The 14,376-nt window shown below is 69.4% G+C and carries 15 protein-coding genes and 1 pseudogene; 9 read left to right on the forward strand and 7 right to left on the reverse strand.

Annotated elements, in window-relative coordinates:
- Together ACFQ27_RS03650 and ACFQ27_RS03655 are read left to right on the forward strand one after the other, a co-directional pair.
- Positions 1-432 (forward strand): annotated as a pseudogene (locus tag ACFQ27_RS03650) (hypothetical protein); the annotation flags it as partial.
- A gap of 98 nt (positions 433-530) precedes the next feature.
- Positions 531-2,324 carry an ABCB family ABC transporter ATP-binding protein/permease gene (locus tag ACFQ27_RS03655; protein ID WP_377352761.1) on the forward strand — a complete coding sequence of 598 codons (1,794 nt, stop codon included), beginning with the start codon at positions 531-533 and terminating at the stop codon, positions 2,322-2,324.
- Between the two features lie 22 nt (positions 2,325-2,346).
- On the opposite strand, the gene ACFQ27_RS03660 is transcribed toward ACFQ27_RS03655, so the two are convergent.
- Together ACFQ27_RS03660 and ACFQ27_RS03665 are read right to left on the reverse strand one after the other, a co-directional pair.
- Entirely contained in the window at positions 2,347-2,763 is a 417-nt protein-coding gene (locus ACFQ27_RS03660; RefSeq protein ID WP_377352552.1) for an NUDIX domain-containing protein, read from the reverse strand.
- 9 nt (positions 2,764-2,772) lie between these two features.
- Positions 2,773-3,339: a TetR/AcrR family transcriptional regulator gene (locus ACFQ27_RS03665; RefSeq protein WP_374346177.1), complete on the reverse strand. Its 567-nt coding sequence runs from the start codon at positions 3,337-3,339 to the stop codon at positions 2,773-2,775.
- Between the two features lie 122 nt (positions 3,340-3,461).
- Between ACFQ27_RS03665 and ACFQ27_RS03670 the strand changes: the two genes are divergently transcribed.
- The 6 genes from ACFQ27_RS03670 (at position 3,462) to ACFQ27_RS03695 (ending at position 7,175) form a co-directional block, all read left to right on the forward strand.
- On the forward strand, positions 3,462-4,046 hold the full coding sequence (locus ACFQ27_RS03670) for a 2-hydroxychromene-2-carboxylate isomerase (protein WP_377352554.1): 585 nt from the start codon (positions 3,462-3,464) through the stop codon (positions 4,044-4,046).
- Positions 4,043-4,741: an SDR family NAD(P)-dependent oxidoreductase gene (locus ACFQ27_RS03675; RefSeq protein ID WP_377352555.1), complete on the forward strand. Its 699-nt coding sequence runs from the start codon at positions 4,043-4,045 to the stop codon at positions 4,739-4,741. The genes ACFQ27_RS03670 and ACFQ27_RS03675 overlap by 4 nt, the downstream gene beginning before the upstream one ends.
- A gap of 5 nt (positions 4,742-4,746) precedes the next feature.
- On the forward strand, positions 4,747-5,220 hold the full coding sequence (locus ACFQ27_RS03680; protein ID WP_377352557.1) for a PaaI family thioesterase: 474 nt from the start codon (positions 4,747-4,749) through the stop codon (positions 5,218-5,220).
- The gene (locus ACFQ27_RS03685) at positions 5,213-6,421 is read left to right on the forward strand and encodes a multidrug effflux MFS transporter (protein ID WP_377352559.1); all 1,209 of its coding nucleotides are present in this window, start codon (positions 5,213-5,215) and stop codon (positions 6,419-6,421) included. The genes ACFQ27_RS03680 and ACFQ27_RS03685 overlap by 8 nt, the downstream gene beginning before the upstream one ends.
- Positions 6,422-6,537: 116 nt before the next feature.
- Positions 6,538-6,954, forward strand: a complete 417-nt coding sequence (locus ACFQ27_RS03690; protein WP_377352560.1) for a hypothetical protein — start codon at positions 6,538-6,540, stop codon at positions 6,952-6,954.
- Entirely contained in the window at positions 6,951-7,175 is a 225-nt protein-coding gene (locus ACFQ27_RS03695) for a helix-turn-helix transcriptional regulator (protein ID WP_377352561.1), read from the forward strand. The genes ACFQ27_RS03690 and ACFQ27_RS03695 overlap by 4 nt, the downstream gene beginning before the upstream one ends.
- Before the next feature lie 13 nt (positions 7,176-7,188).
- Here the strand turns inward: ACFQ27_RS03695 and ACFQ27_RS03700 are convergent, their stop codons facing one another.
- The 5 genes from ACFQ27_RS03700 to ACFQ27_RS03720 form a co-directional block, all read right to left on the reverse strand.
- On the reverse strand, positions 7,189-7,551 hold the full coding sequence (locus tag ACFQ27_RS03700; protein WP_377352562.1) for an ArsR/SmtB family transcription factor: 363 nt from the start codon (positions 7,549-7,551) through the stop codon (positions 7,189-7,191).
- Positions 7,551-8,213 carry an SRPBCC family protein gene (locus ACFQ27_RS03705; protein ID WP_377352563.1) on the reverse strand — a complete coding sequence of 221 codons (663 nt, stop codon included), beginning with the start codon at positions 8,211-8,213 and terminating at the stop codon, positions 7,551-7,553. The genes ACFQ27_RS03700 and ACFQ27_RS03705 overlap by 1 nt, the downstream gene beginning before the upstream one ends.
- 83 nt (positions 8,214-8,296) lie before the next feature.
- A complete protein-coding gene (locus ACFQ27_RS03710; protein WP_377352565.1) occupies positions 8,297-9,223 on the reverse strand; it encodes a tetratricopeptide repeat protein in 927 nt (308 codons plus the stop codon).
- A 90-nt stretch (positions 9,224-9,313) separates the two neighbouring features.
- A complete protein-coding gene (locus ACFQ27_RS03715) occupies positions 9,314-12,526 on the reverse strand; it encodes an efflux RND transporter permease subunit (protein WP_377352567.1) in 3,213 nt (1,070 codons plus the stop codon).
- Between the two features lie 81 nt (positions 12,527-12,607).
- Positions 12,608-13,678, reverse strand: coding sequence for an efflux RND transporter periplasmic adaptor subunit (locus ACFQ27_RS03720; protein ID WP_374346164.1), 1,071 nt, complete (start codon positions 13,676-13,678; stop codon positions 12,608-12,610).
- 238 nt (positions 13,679-13,916) lie between these two features.
- On the opposite strand from ACFQ27_RS03720, the gene ACFQ27_RS03725 reads away from it, so the two are divergent.
- Positions 13,917-14,375, forward strand: coding sequence for a VOC family protein (locus ACFQ27_RS03725; RefSeq protein WP_377352569.1), 459 nt, complete (start codon positions 13,917-13,919; stop codon positions 14,373-14,375).
- The last annotated feature ends 1 nt before the right edge of the window (position 14,376 follow it).

The following is a 14,376-nucleotide window of genomic DNA, read 5'->3' on the forward strand; positions in this document are numbered from 1 at the left end:
GAGGGCTATGTGCTGCTGGCGCCCAGTGGCCAGGGCTGGCTGTTGCGCGCGGGCGCCGGCGCCCTGCGGCTGGGCGGCTCGGCCGCGCCGGGGGTGACCGCGGTGGATTTCGACCGCCAGGGCGCGGTTGTGGTCTCTGGCCGGGCCGCGCCCAAGGGTGGGGTCAGCGTCTGGATTGATGGCCGCCGGGTCGCCGAGGGCCGCGCGGACGAGGCCGGACAGGTCAGCCTGGCCCTGACCGAGCCCCTGGGGCCGGGGGCGCATGATGTGAAGCTGTTCGGCGACGGCCTGGACGCGCGGCTGCGCTTCGACGCCGGGGCCGCCGCGCCCCTGACCACCGGCCCCTTCCGGGTTCAGGCGAGTTCGGGCGGCCTAAGGGTCGACTGGATGACCCCTGGCGGCGGCGTGCAATCGACCATATTGGCGCTCTGAATTCGGCGCCCTGATGTAGCGTTCTGCGCCCAAGGATATTTGATTTGGCTTTTCATCACGCCCACGGCGCCGGCTCCACGGCGGCCCCCGATCCGACCATGCGGGCCGCGGAGAAATTCGGCTTCTGGCGCTCGATGGGCGAGCTGGGCCGCCTGGTGCTTCGCTCCGGCGCGGCGGGTCTGCGCTGGCGGCTGCCGGCGGCCCTGGCCCTGGTGTTTCTGGGCAAGCTGGCCGGGGTCTGGGCCCCGGTCATGCTGGGCGACGCCATCAACACCCTGGCGCCGGCGGCCGGGACGGCGGTCCGGATCGGCGCCGACTTCGTCACTCTGGCGGTGGCGTTCGCCGCCCTGCGGCTGATCTCGTCCTGCGCGCCCTATGCCCGCGACGTGGTGTTCACGCCCGTCTCGCAGCAGACCATGGCCAAGGCGGCGGTGGAGACCTTCGCCCATTCGCTGGCCCTGTCCCTGGATTTCCACCAGTCGAAGCAGACCGGGGCCCTGGCGCGGATCATCGACCGGGGATCGCGGTCCACCGACTTCCTGCTGCGCAGCGTGGTCTTCAACCTGGGCCCGACGGCCATCGAGCTGGTCCTGGCCATGGTGGTGATGGTCACCCGCCTGGATTGGCGGTTCGCCGTCGCGGCGATGGCGACCATCGTCCTCTACACCTTCCTGACCTTCCGGATCACCGACTGGCGGCTGTCGCACCGCCGCCGCCTGAACGAGACCGACACCCGCGCGGCCGGCGTCTCCGTCGACGCCATGATCAACTTCGAGACCGTGAAGACCTTCGGCGCCGAGGCCCGCACTGTGGGCCGATACGAGACCGCCATGGGCGAATATGTCGGCGCCTCGGTTCAGGCCAACGCCTCGCTGTCGCTGCTGAACGCCGCCCAGGCCCTGGTGCTGAATGTGGGCTTAGGCCTGATGGCGGTGATGGCCGGGATCGAGGTCATGCAGGGCCACATGCGGATCGGCGACGTGACCACCGCCATCCTGCTGCTGACCGGCATCTATGGCCCGCTGAACATGCTGGGTTTCAACTACCGGGAAATCCGCCAGGCCTTCATCGACATGGAGCAGATGGTCGGCCTGACCTCGATGAAGCCTGACATCACCGATGCGGCCCAGGCGACACCCCTGCCGCCCGCGACGGGGAAGGGGGCCGAGCTCGCCTTCCGCGAGGTGGAGTTCCGCCACGACGCCCGTTCCACAGGCCTGACCGGGGTGAGCTTTGTCTCTCCGCCGGGGACCACCACCGCCCTGGTGGGGCCGTCCGGGGCCGGCAAGACCACCGCCGTGCGTCTGGCCCTGCGCCTGCTCGACCCGCAGAGCGGGGTGGTCAGCCTGGACGGGGTGGACCTGCGGTTGGCCCGCCAGGCCGATGTGCGCCGGGCCATCGCGCTCGTGCCCCAGGACGTGGCCCTGTTCAACGACACCCTGTTCGCCAACATCGCCTTTGGCCGGCCCGAGGCGACCGAGGCCGAGGTCCGCGCCGCCGCTGACGCCGCCGAGCTGGGGCAGTTCATCGAGAGCCTGCCCAAGGGGCTGGAGACCGTCGTGGGCGAACGCGGCCTGAAACTGTCTGGCGGCGAGCGCCAGCGGGTCGGCATCGCTCGGGCCCTGCTGGCCCAGCCGCGACTGCTGATCCTGGACGAGGCCACCAGCGCCCTTGACGGCCCCACCGAGGCCGCCATCCAGGAGACCCTGCGCAAGGTCCGCACCGGCCGCACCACCCTGGTCGTCGCCCACCGCCTGTCCACCATCGTCGACGCCGACCAGATCCTGGTCCTGCGCCGGGGCAAGGTGGTGGAGCGCGGGACCCATGCCGAACTGCTGGAGAAGGCCGGGGAATACGCGGCGCTCTGGCGGCGGCAGACGCGGGCGCACTAGGGGCGCAATATCGGCGCGACCGTCAGCTTGCGCATCGATCCCGCAGCTGATCGGCGGCGGTTGCGGCTGACAACGCCAGCGGCGAGGGCAGGGCGTCCAGCTTGAACCAGCCCAGGCCGGTGTGTTTCTCGGGTTCGAGCAGGATGGGCTCGCCTTCGAACCTCTCGGCCAGGAAGGTCGGGGAGACCCAGTGGGCGTCCGGGGTCAACAGGTCCACGACGCAGAGGAGCTGGAGATCGCCCAGGCGCAGGCCGACTTCTTCGAGGATTTCACGGCGGGCGGCGTCTTCGGTGCGTTCCCCAAGATCGATCTTGCCGCCGGGCAGGCTCCAGCAGCCGGCTTCAGGCGGGCGGGCGCGGCGGATGAGCAGCAGGGCGTCGTCGCGAAGGATGGCGACGCCGCAGCCGACCCTTGGCTCGTTCCGTGATTCTGCGCCCATCCGGGCAGACTAGGTCGGTTCGGCCATCCCGTCGTTCGCCAGGGCGCTCAGGCCCCGACGCACCGCCTTGAGCATCAGGTCCGAGCGGGCCGGGTCGGTCATCACGCGGGAGAGGGCGAGGCCGCCGACCAGGGCGCTGACCGCCAGCATGGCGCGCTCTTCATCGCCGTCGAGGGTCCTGGCCAGGGTGGCGATGAAGCTGTCGACGTGGTCGCTCATCACCGCGCGGGCGGGCTCGTCGGCGCGGGCGGCGTCGCAGACCAGGGCGGCCACCCCGCATCCGCTGTCGCGGCCGTCGCGGTGCGAGCGGCTGAGATAGCCGCGGACCATGTCCTCGAAGCTCAGGCTGGGGTCCTGGGCCTTGGCTTCACCGTCCTCCAGGGCGCGCTCGAGCGCCTCGGTCAGCAGGGCCTGGCGGTTCTCGAAATGGCCATAGAAGCCGCCATGGGTCAGGCCCGCGCTCTTCATCAGGGCGCCGACGCTGACGGATTCCAGCCCGTCGCTGCGAACCTGCCGTGCGGCCTCGGCCAAGATGCGCTCGCGGCTCTGCGCCTTTTCGGCCTGCGAGTGGCCCATGGCAAATCTCCTGGTTGACGATCAACATTATGACCATCATCTTTCTGGATGACAAACATCATGCAGATGGCGCGGCCGTTCAGACGGCAGTCACGACAACCCGGTGTCCAGAGGAGCCCCCCTTGGCCAAACTCGACTTCTACTTCGACTACCGCAGCCCCTACGCCTACCTGGCCCAGACCCAGGTCCGCAGCCTGGGGGCGGAGATCGCCTGGCGGCCCTTCGAGATCCTTCAGCTGATGGACAAGGTGGGCAATGTGCCGACCAGCATCACCTGCAAGCCCAAGGGGGCCTATCTGGGCCGCGATCTCATGCGCTGGGTGGGGCTCTACAAGGTTCCGTTCCAGCGGCATCCGCAGTCCAGCCAGATCGACGCGCGCCGGCTGTTGCGGGCGACGCTCGCCGCCGAGGAACTGGGCCAGGCGGACGCCGCGGTCCGTGCCATCTTCAACGCATATTGGGGGCAGGGCTTGCCCCTATCGACGCCCGCCGACGTGGTGGCGGTGCTGAGCGCAGCCGGGGTTTCGGCGTCGGGTCTGTTGGAGCGCATCGACGCGGCCGAGCTTGACACTGCGCTTGACGCCGGCACGGACGCCGCTGTGGCGCGGGGCGTGTTCGGTGCGCCGACGATGTACGTCGGCGACGAGATGTTCTTCGGCAATGACCGCTTTGACTTCGTCCGCGCCAGCCTGGGAGCCGCCGCATGAAGCCGCTGGCCATCATCACTGGCGTTGGCCCGGGCACCGGCGCGTCCCTGGTCCGCCGCTTCCATGACGGAGGCTTTCAGGTGGCCATGCTGGCGCGCAACGCCGAGCGGCTGGAGGCCCTGGCCAAGGAGCTTCCTGACGCCTTCGCCTTGCCCTGCGACGTGTCGGACCCGGTCGCCTTCGAGGCCGCTCTGGCTGAGGCCGAGGCGCGGGGCGGGGTCCCCAAGGTAGTGATCCACAATGCGGTCGGCGGGGCTTTCGCCAACTTCCTCGACGCCGATCCGGCGGTTCTGCAGCAGAACTTCCAGGTCAATGTCATGGCCCTGATGCACCTGGGACGTTGGGCGGCGCCGCGCATGGAGGCGGCCGGCGGCGGGGCCTTGATCGTGACCGGCAACACATCGTCGGAGCGCGGGCGCGCCAACTTCGCCGCCTTCGCGCCGACCAAGGCGGCGCAGCGGATCCTGGCCGAATCCATGGCCCGCGCCATGGGGCCGCGCGGCGTGCATGTGGCCTATCTGGTCATCGACGCGGCCATCGACCTGGAATGGCAGCGCAAGATGAACCCGGACAAGCCCGACGATTATTTCTGCCATCCCGACGATATCGCCGCCGAGGTCTGGCACCTGGCGCACCAGCCGAGGTCGGCCTGGTCGTTCCGGGCCGAGATCCGCCCCCACCGCGAGGTGTGGTGACCGGCATGTCGCAGGACAAGGACGAGGCCCCGGACGGCTTCCAGCAACTCCAGGCCATGCTGACGCAGGACATCCGGGCGCCCATGGCCAGGACCCTGGACTTCCGGCTGATCGAGATCGAGCGGGGGCGGGTGGTCTTTGAGGGGCGGCCGGACCGCAGCGTCTATAACCCGATGGGCGGCGTGCACGGCGGCTATGCGGCGACCCTGCTGGACAGTTGCTGCGGGATCGCGGTGCACTCCCAGCTGGGCGCGCACAAGGGCCACACGACCCTGGAGCTCAAGGTCTCCTATGTGCGCGGCCTGACTGAGCGCAGCGGGCCAGTGCGCGCCGAGGGGCGGGTGATCTCGTCCGGGCGTCGGGTGGCCTTCGCCGAGGCGACCCTGCACGACAATGAGGGGCGGCTGTGCGCCACGGCCACCTCGACCCTGCTGGTGTTCGACGTGGATCCCGAGCCGGGCGGCGTGCTGCGTGGGTGAGACCGCGGGGTCCGAGACGCCCGCCCCCCTGACCGGAGGCCGGCTGGCCCTGCTGGCCAGCCTGGCGGCGCTGGGGGTGCTGGCCACCAACATCATGCTGCCGGCCTTTCCCCAGATGGCGGCCAGCCTGGCCGTCACCCCGCGGGAAATGGCCTGGACGCTCAGCAGCTTCTTCCTGGTGTTTGCGGTCGGCCAGCTGGCCATCGGCCCGCTGTCGGACGCCTATGGCCGCGCGCCCTTCGTGATCGGCGGCCTTGTGGCCTTCCTGGCGGGCAGCCTGGTCTGTGGGCTGGCGACCGCCCTGCCGGTGCTCATCGCCGGGCGGATGATCCAGGCGCTAGGCGCTTGCGCGACCTCCGTCCTGTCGCGGGCGATTGCGCGAGATTCCTATGACGGCGTCGAGCTGACGCGGGCCATCGCCCTGATGATGATCGTGATGGCGGCGGCGCCCGGCTTCTCGCCCGCCCTGGGAACCGCCCTGACGGCGGCCTTTGGCTGGCGCAGCACCTTTGTCCTGTCGTCGGCGGCGGCGGTGACCATCGGGGCCGCCTACGTCCTGAGCCTGGGCGAGACCCTGCCTCGGAAGCGGCGGCGCACCGCCTCGCCGGGCGCCGTGGGGCGCACCTATGCCGGCCTGGCCGTCGATCCGAGGTTCATCTTCCCCGGCCTGTCCGTGAGCCTGGTGATCGGTTGCCTCTACGCCTTCTTTGGCGCGGCGCCGGCGATCCTGATGGGCGCTATGGGCGTCAGCGCCGCGGGCCTGAGCGTGTTCTTCGCCGCCACCGTCGTGGTGGTGTTCGGCGCCGGGTTGTCGACCGGCCGGCTCATCCGCCGTTGGGGCGCGCCGAGGGTGGGGCTGGCCGGCGTGCTGATCGCCCTGGCCGGCGGGCTCTGGCTGCTGCTCCAGGCCGGGTCGACGTCCCCGGCGCCCTTCATGGCGGCGGTGACCCTGTTTCTGGGCGGCATGGGGCTGATCAATCCCATCGGCACCGCCATCGCCCTTGAGCCCTTTGGCGACCGCGCCGGCCTCGCTTCGGCGCTGCTGGGATTCTTGCAGATGTCCCTGGCGGCGACCGGCACCGCTCTGATTGGCGCCCTGCCTATCGGCGCGGCTAGCGCCTATGCCTGGATCGTGTTCGGGGGATGCGGACTTGCGGCCTTGGCCTTCGTTCCGGTGCTAGCCGCTGCGCGCCGAGCCTGACCGGGAACAGGGATCGGTTACGCCGACGCTGACGATATAGTGTCAAAGATATTTGACATCCAGCCTCGTCGCGCCCAATCATGTGTCCAAGATATTTGACACTTGCGGAGGCGGGCATGTCGTTGCGCGAGATTTCGGCCTGGGTGATGGGGGCGGTGATGCTCATCACCGGGGCCTACTACGGGAAGCTGGTCCTGGCGGCGGCGCAGGCGGGGGCGGGGCTGCCGCCGCCGGAGGACTTCCTGGGGCCGGCCATCTGCGCCTTCGTGGCGACCATCGTCGTCGATATCGCCCTGGCCATCCTGGCGCCGAAGGGGGCGGACCTGCCGCCGGACGAGCGCGAGCGTCCGATGCTGTGGCGCGCCGGCCATTGGGCGGGGCTGGTGCAGGGCGGGCTCGCCGTCGCCGCGGTGCTGTACGTGGCCCACTCGGGCGATACGGCCATCCTGTTCTATCTGATCGTCGGCGGGCTGATCCTCTCGCAGTTCGTCGAGTACGTCCTGCAGATCGCTTTCCTGCGCTCCGGCTCATGATCGGCCGCAAACCGCTGCCGATCACCAACCGGGTCTCGGCCTATCGCGACCAGCATGGCGGCATGAGCCAGGCGGCGCTGGCCGAAGCCATTGGGGTGAGCCGCCAGACCGTGGTGGCCATCGAGAAGGGCCACTATTCGCCGAGCCTGGAGACCGCCTTCAGGATCGCCCGGCTGTTCGGCGTGGGCGTGGAGGACGTCTTCGGGTGGGATGAGGCGTGAGCCCGAACCGCCTCTAAGCCCTTTCCCCATCCCTCCGTTTGAGCGGCGCCATCCGCCGCTCGCGTTTGCCGCGGGCGATTTCGGTGGCCAGGGCGTCGAGCTTGGGTTCCCAGAAGGCGCGGAAGCCGCCGAGCCAGGCGTCGGCGGCCTGGAGGCCCGCGGGGTCCAGGGCGTAGATGCGGCGCTGGGCCTGAGCGCGGACAGTGGCGAAGCCGTTGTCGCGCAGGACCTTGAGGTGCTGGGAGACCGAGGGCTGGCTGATGCCGAACTCGGCGCCGATGATCTCCACCACCTCATTGGCGGCGCGCTCCTCCGTCGCCAGCAGTTCGAGGATGCGGCGGCGGACCGGGTCGGCGAGGACGTCGAAGGCCTGCATCAGCTGCCTGTGCCCGGATGCGCCACCTCGGGCGGCGGCTCGCCCTGGAAGAAGGCGATGGTGCGGTCGGAGCGGACCTTGGCCTCGGCGGGGTCTTCACCGCCGGTGACATCCGCCGCGCGCCAAGCCTCGCCGCTCTCGGCGACGAAGGCCTTGCCCTGGTCCGAGGCCATCCAGGCGAAGACCTCGGCCTGGTCGAGGGCGGCGCCGCTGTCCAGGTGCAGCAGAAGTCCCATCAGGCCCATGTCCCAGCCGATGCCCACGGCCCCGGGGCCGAACTGGGTCCAATGGTCCTGCACGAGGGCGGTGTGTTCAAGCGTAAGCCGCGCCTGGTCGCCCTCCCGGGTGAGGCGAACGGCGATCCAGGTGACGTCGCCGCCGAACTCCCAGGTGGCTTCGAAGCGCTGGGGCGGGGCGCAGGCGGTGATGGTCCCGCCGGCGTTGCCCTGCAGCTGGTAACGGCCGCCGACCTGCAGATCGCCCTCAACCGGCAGGAACCAGCGGGGCAGGCGCTCGGGGCTGGTCACCGCATCCCACAGGTCCTCGACGTCGGTGTCATAGAGGCGGGTCAGGGTGACGGCGCTGGCGGCCTTGCCGTCCTTGTCGAAGCGCCGCACCGAGCGGTCCATCGGGCCCAGCACCCGGGCGATGTCGATATCCATGGCGTCTTCCTCCGTGTGACAGGGGGAAGTCTATCGGCGCGTAGTTATATAAGTAAAGAGCGATATTGAGTTTGGCGCTCGCGTCAGCCCGTGCGGTACTCGTCGCTGATGCCGATGCCGTAGCGGGTCTCGATCCACTCCGGGATCTTGGGGTCGATCTTCAGGGCCTGGGCGCGCTTGACCTTGCTGGCCGCCTTATCGCCCCGCATGGCCAGGATCAGGCCCTGGGCGAACAGCGCCGCGGCGTTGTCCGGCTCCTGGGCCAACAGCTTGCGGAAGCCGGCCTCGGCCACCGCCTGCTTGCCGATGATCAGGTTGAGGAAGGCGCGGTCCAGGTGGACCTCCGCCAGGGTCGGGTTGAGCTTGAGCGCCTTGTCGCAGTCCCCGGGCGTGGTCTCGCGCCATCGGCCCCTGGCGCCCGCCGAGCACAGCCAGGCGAAGACGTTCGGATCATTGGGCCGGGCGGCGGCGATGGTCTCATAGGTGTCCGGCGGCGTCTGGTATTCCCGCTGGGCGGCGTGCCGGTCGGTGAAGGTCCGTCCGGCCTTGGCCCCGCCGCAGAGCCGGGGGACCTCGGTCTCCTCGGTGTCCGCGGGCCGGCCGTAGCGGCCGCCGGACAGCAGCTTGGTCGACAGGGGCTTGCCGTCGACATCAAAGGCGCCCTGGTCGCCGTCGAAGATTCGGCCCTTGGCGCAGTCGATACGGATGCGCTGGCTGGTCATGGCGGCTCCGCCGTCAAGGCCGGTCGGCGATGAGGCGACCACCAGGACCACAGCCTCGGTGAGCTTGCCGGCCGGTGGAACCGAGTCCAGAGCGAGCAGGCGCGTCTGCTTGAAGCTGGTTCTCAGGAGCTCCAGGCGGCCCTTGGGCAATTCCGGCGTCCACCGGGCGTCGGCCTGGTCCTGGGCGGCGCTGACACTGTCGCGATAGAGCCAGGCCCCGCCGCCGGCGAGCAGCACCACCGCGACGCCCACGCCCGCGAGCAGCGGCAGGTTCGAAGATTTCGGCATGACACAGTCCCCCCGTCCGCCTTGATAGCGAACCGAAGGTGTGCGCGCCAGATATTCCCGTCAGGGGCGTGTTTGCCCCTTTACCGCCAGCTATTCCGCCGCCTTCGGCAGACCCTGTGTCCCCGCGCGCCGCTTGCGCAGGCCCATCTTCTCGAACAGCCAGGCGAAGCGGCGGGAGGCGACCTTGGGGGCCGCGAGCAGGACTGGGGTCAGGACCAGGGTCAGCAGGGTGGCGAAGGACAGGCCCCAGACCACGGCGGCCGACAGCTGCACCCACCACTCCGAGCCCGGCGCGCGGTACTCCATGTGGAAGTTATGGAAGTTCGGGTGGATCTGGAACATCAGGGGCAGGAGGCCGACGACAGTCACCAGGGTGGTGAGCATCACCGGCCGGAAGCGCTGGGCGCCGGCGCGGACCGCGGCCTCGTCGGCCTCATAGCCGGCGCGGCGCAGCTGGTAGAAGGTGTCGACCAGCACGATGTTGTGGCCCACCACCACCCCGGCCAGGGCGACGATGCCGGTCCCCAGCATGATCACCGAGATGTAGTCGAAGGTCCCCAGCAGGTTCACCTCGACCCCCAGCAGCACCCCGACCGTGGACAGGACCACCGCCGAGAGGGTCACGAACACCCCGTAGAAGCTGTTGAACTGCCACAAGAGGATGATCATCATCATGAACAGGGCCGCCGAGATGGCGGTCATGAAGAAGACCACCGCCTTGCGCCCTTCCTCGTCGGCGCCGGTGAACTTCCAGCGCACAGAGGGGTCGATGGGCGCCTTCTCCAGCCAGGGCCGGAGCTGGGCGATCTTCTGGTTCGCGGCCACGCCCTCGATTGTGTTGGCCTGGACGACGATCAGGCGCTGGCTGTCGCGGCGGGCGATGGTGGTCACCTGCTGGGCGGGGACGCGCTTGACGAAGTAGCTGGCCGGCACCGGGCCCATGGCGGTGGGGATCTTCAGGGTCTCGAAGGCCGCGACGTTGCGGCCCTCGGGCGTGAAGCGGACGCGGATGTCCAGCTCGTCCTCGGCGTCGTCGGGCCGGAAGCGGCCGACCAGCACGCCGCCGGTGGTGTACTGGATCGCCTGGCCGACGCTGAGCACATCGACGCCGTAGCGGCCGGCGGCCTCGCGGTCGACGGTCAGGTTCCACTCGATGCCCGGCGAGGTGCGGTTGTCCTCCAGCTCGATCAGCTGGGGATCCTGGGCGAGCTTGGCCTTGACCATGTCGGCGGTGCGGTTGAGGGCCGCGGGATCGTTGCCGCGCAGCTCGACCTGGACGTCCTTGCCGGTGGGCGGGCCGCCCTGGGGCTCGCGGACCTCGACCTGCATGCCCGGCACATCGGCGACGCGCTTGCGCACCTCGTCGGCGATATCCTTGCCGCGCAGGCCGAGCGCCTTGCGGTCCTCATAGTGGAGGAACTCCACCTGGATGCGGCCGATGGTGTCGTTGGGCGGGGCGTTGGGGCCTCCGCCGGAGCTGGCTGAGCCCGTGCGCACATAGAGGCTCTCGACGCCCTTGATGCCCATCAGCCGGCGTTCCACCTGGCTGACCAGCACGTCCTGGGCGTCGGGCGACATGTTGCCCCGCGCCTTGACGTAGACCGAGACCCATTCGGGATCCTGCTCCAGGAAGAACTCGGTGCGGTGCGGGGTTTTGCCGAACACCACGAAGACGGCGATGACGATGGCCAGGGTGCCCAGGCTGGTGCGGCCCGGATGCTGCGCCAGGGTGCTGAGGGTGCGGGCGTACCAGCCCATGAAGCCGCTCATCTCGCGCGGGTCGCCGCGCTCGGACTTCTCGATCTCGGCCAGCAGGTGCTCATCGACGCCGGCCTTGCGGCCCATGATCGAGCCGAGCGCCGGGGTGAAGATCAGAGCCACGAAGATCGAGGCCCCCAGCACGAAGAACAGGGTCAACGGCAGGAAGCTCATGAACTTCCCGGCGATCGAGTTCCAGAACATGAACGGGATGAAGGCGCACAGGGTCGTCAGGGTGCCGTTCAGCACCGGCCAGAACATGCGCTTGCCGGCGGCGGCGAAGGCCTCCTCCTTGGGCAGGCCCTCGGCCATCTTCCGGTCGGCGTACTCCACCACCACGATGCCGCCGTCGACCAGGATGCCGACGGCCAGCACCATGCCGAACATGACCATCTGGTTCAGGGTCACGTGCATGGCGTTGAGCATCAGGAAGGCCAGCATGAAGCAGGCCGGGATCGCCAGGCCCACCATCAGGCCCTGGCGGATGCCCAGGCTGGCGATAATGATCACCATGACCAGCAGGGTGGCCGAGATCAGGCCGCCCTCCAGGACGTTGAGGGTGCGGCCGATGAAGTCGCTCTCATCGAAGGTGTAGGAGACGTGGACCGTCTCCGGCCACCGCTTCTGCTCGGCCTCTACGGTGGCCCGGACGCGCTTCACCGTGTCGAGGATGTTGGCGCCGGCCCGCTTGGAGACCTCCAGCGAATAGGCCGGCTGGCCGTTGAAGCGGGTGATGTAGTTTGGCTCCTTGAAGGTGCGCCGCACATCGCCGATGTCGCCGACCGTGATCAGGCGGTCGCCGTTCTTCTTGATCGGCAGGGCCAGGATGTCCTCGGGCTTGTCGACCACGCCGGGCACCTTGACCGCGAACTTGCCGCCGCCGGAGCGCAGGTCGCCCGCAGGGACCAGCTGGTTATTGCGGCTGATCACCTGGGCCAGTTCGCCGGTGGTGACGTTGTAGGCCTCCATCCGCACAGGATCGACGGTGACCTCCAGGAACTCTTCGCGGCCGCCGCTGAGCTCGGCTTCGAGCACGCCGGGGGTGGCCTCCAGGCGGTCCTTCAGGTCGCGGGCGACGCGGACCAGCTCTCGCTCGGGCGCGGCGCCGGACAGGACGATCCCGATGACCGGGTCGCCGGAGAAGTTGGCTTCCTGGATGATCGGCTCTTCGGCGTCGGGCGGGAACTTGCCGCGGGCCAGGTCGACCTTGGCGCGGACGTCGGCCAGCACCTTGTCCTTGTTGAAGTCGGGCTCGAACTCCAGGGTCACCACGGCCATGCTCTGGCGCGCGGCGGCGTTCATCTGCTTGATCCCCTCAAGGGACTGCAGCTGGGTCTCCAGCGGCTTGACCAGCAGGCGCTCGGCGTCTTCCGGGCTAACGCCGGGGTAGGGGACCACCACCGAGACGAAGGGGATGGTGATGTCCGGGTTGGATTCCCGGGGCATGGCCATATAGGCCAGGAAGCCGAAGAAGCTGGCGATCACGGTCACGCCGAGCACGACCTTGCGACGCTTGATGGCTCCGTCGATCAAGGGACCGATCATCTCTTCGCCTCCCAGGGCGCGAGGCAAGCCCCGAGCGCCCGTTCAAACTCTTCAGGGACCCGCCTGGGCGGGCCCGGCGGATCAGCGGCTGGCGCCGATCTGCACCTTCTGGCCCTCGGCCACATAGGACTGGCCGACGGTGATCACCTTCACCGCGCCGGACAGGCCGGACACCCAGACGCCCTGGGGCGTCTCCTCGATCACATTGACCGGCGAGAAGGCGACCACGTTGTCGCCCTGCACGTGGCGCACGCCCTGGCGACCGGCGGCGTCGAGCACCAGGGTCGAGACCGGCACCAGATGGGCGGGGCCCTGGCCGGTCAGGATCCGGACCGTGGCCGAAAGGCCCGAGCGGACCGCCAGCGACGGGTTCGAGGCCGTGACCTCCACGTGATAGGTGCGGGTCTGGGCGTCGGCCTCGCGGGCGACATAGCGGACCCGGCCGCTCAGCACCTTGCCGTCCAGCAGCTTGGCGCTGGCCGTGGCGCCGACCCGCAGGCGCGAGGTCTCCAGCTCCGGCAGGTCGCCGACGATCAGGATCGGGTTCAACTCGATCATCGAGCCGCAGGACTGGCCGGGCGCCAGATAGGCGCCGACCTCGGCGTCGCGCTTGTCGAACACGCCGTCGAACGGCGCGCGGATGTTCATCTGCTCAAGGGCGACCTCGGCCTGGCGCAGGGTGGCCTGGGCGTTGTCCAGGTTGGCCTGATCCTGCAGGACCTGGGTCTGGGACCGATAGCCCTTGGCGGCGAGGTCGGTGGAGGCCTGGCGGGTGAGCTGGCGCGAGCGCACGAGGGCGCGGGCCTGGTCGACGGCGGCCTGGCGGGCGTCAACGTTCAGGCGGCACAGCACCTGGCCCTTGCGGACAAAGCTGCCTTCCACGGCCGGGGTCTGGGCCACCGTGCCGGCGCTCTCGGAGCGAACGACAACAGAGCGCGCCGCTTCGGTGCGGCCGCGGATGGTGACGGTGTAGTCGTGCAGGGTTTCCTGGGCGACCAGGACCTGGACCGTCGGCAACTGGGAGGCCTTGGCCTGGGCGGCCTTGGCGTCCGCTTTGGGCTTGCCGTCGCCGCTCAGGCTGCCGATCGTGAAGGCCAGCGCCACCACCACAAGGATGGCGATCACCACGATGTACGAAGACTTCATACGCATACGGTCGTGTCCCCAGCGCGACTGTCGCTACTCCGCCGGGCGAGACGCCCGAGGGAATCCCCTAAGCCTGATCAGATAGTTGCTTGCGCTTCTGCTGCCACCGTTCGGCGAAAACAAATGAAATCGCGGACAGGAAGCGCGAGGCCCGGCTATTGTGCCCTGCAAGCCGCAACCTGACGGCATGGTTTTGCGCGCGCCGCACCTTTGGCGCGTGGGTTTGAACGGGAGTGATCCGGCGATGAAGTACCTGCACACCATGGTCCGCGTGACCGACCTTGAGGCCTCCCTGGACTTCTACTGCGCCAAGCTGGGCCTGAAGGAGGTGTCGCGGGTGGACAACCCGGCGGGGCGCTTCACCCTGGTCTTCCTGTGCGCGCCCGGCGACGAGGCGACCGCCAACCAGCCTGGGGCCACGACCCTGGACCGGTCCCCGGCGGTGGAGCTGACCTATAACTGGGACCCGGAAGAGTATGGCGGCGGTCGCAACTTCGGCCACCTGGCCTATGCGGTGGACGATATCTACGAGACCTGCGCCCGGCTGCAGGCCGGAGGGGTGACCATCAACCGGCCGCCGCGCGACGGGCGCATGGCCTTTGTCCGCTCGCCAGACGGCATCTCGGTGGAGCTGCTGCAGGTCGGCCCGGCCAAGACGCCGGCGGAGCCCTGGGCCTCCATGCCCAACGTCGGGACCTGGTAGC

The sequence above is a fragment of the Phenylobacterium conjunctum genome, from assembly GCF_042679085.1.
Classification (GTDB): Bacteria; Pseudomonadota; Alphaproteobacteria; order Caulobacterales; family Caulobacteraceae; genus Phenylobacterium; species Phenylobacterium conjunctum.

Coding starts and splice junctions, on each gene's coding strand:
- ACFQ27_RS03695 (WP_377352561.1), top strand. CDS start 6,951: ATGATCGGCCGCAAACCGCTGCCGATCACCAACCGGGTCTCGGCCTAT.
- ACFQ27_RS03665 (WP_374346177.1), bottom strand. CDS start 3,339: ATGGGCCACTCGCAGGCCGAAAAGGCGCAGAGCCGCGAGCGCATCTTG.
- ACFQ27_RS03705 (WP_377352563.1), bottom strand. CDS start 8,213: ATGGATATCGACATCGCCCGGGTGCTGGGCCCGATGGACCGCTCGGTG.
- ACFQ27_RS03660 (WP_377352552.1), bottom strand. CDS start 2,763: ATGGGCGCAGAATCACGGAACGAGCCAAGGGTCGGCTGCGGCGTCGCC.
- ACFQ27_RS03700 (WP_377352562.1), bottom strand. CDS start 7,551: ATGCAGGCCTTCGACGTCCTCGCCGACCCGGTCCGCCGCCGCATCCTC.
- ACFQ27_RS03655 (WP_377352761.1), top strand. CDS start 531: ATGCGGGCCGCGGAGAAATTCGGCTTCTGGCGCTCGATGGGCGAGCTG.
- ACFQ27_RS03675 (WP_377352555.1), top strand. CDS start 4,043: ATGAAGCCGCTGGCCATCATCACTGGCGTTGGCCCGGGCACCGGCGCG.
- ACFQ27_RS03680 (WP_377352557.1), top strand. CDS start 4,747: ATGTCGCAGGACAAGGACGAGGCCCCGGACGGCTTCCAGCAACTCCAG.
- ACFQ27_RS03690 (WP_377352560.1), top strand. CDS start 6,538: ATGTCGTTGCGCGAGATTTCGGCCTGGGTGATGGGGGCGGTGATGCTC.
- ACFQ27_RS03720 (WP_374346164.1), bottom strand. CDS start 13,678: ATGCGTATGAAGTCTTCGTACATCGTGGTGATCGCCATCCTTGTGGTG.
- ACFQ27_RS03715 (WP_377352567.1), bottom strand. CDS start 12,526: ATGATCGGTCCCTTGATCGACGGAGCCATCAAGCGTCGCAAGGTCGTG.
- ACFQ27_RS03725 (WP_377352569.1), top strand. CDS start 13,917: ATGAAGTACCTGCACACCATGGTCCGCGTGACCGACCTTGAGGCCTCC.
- ACFQ27_RS03710 (WP_377352565.1), bottom strand. CDS start 9,223: ATGCCGAAATCTTCGAACCTGCCGCTGCTCGCGGGCGTGGGCGTCGCG.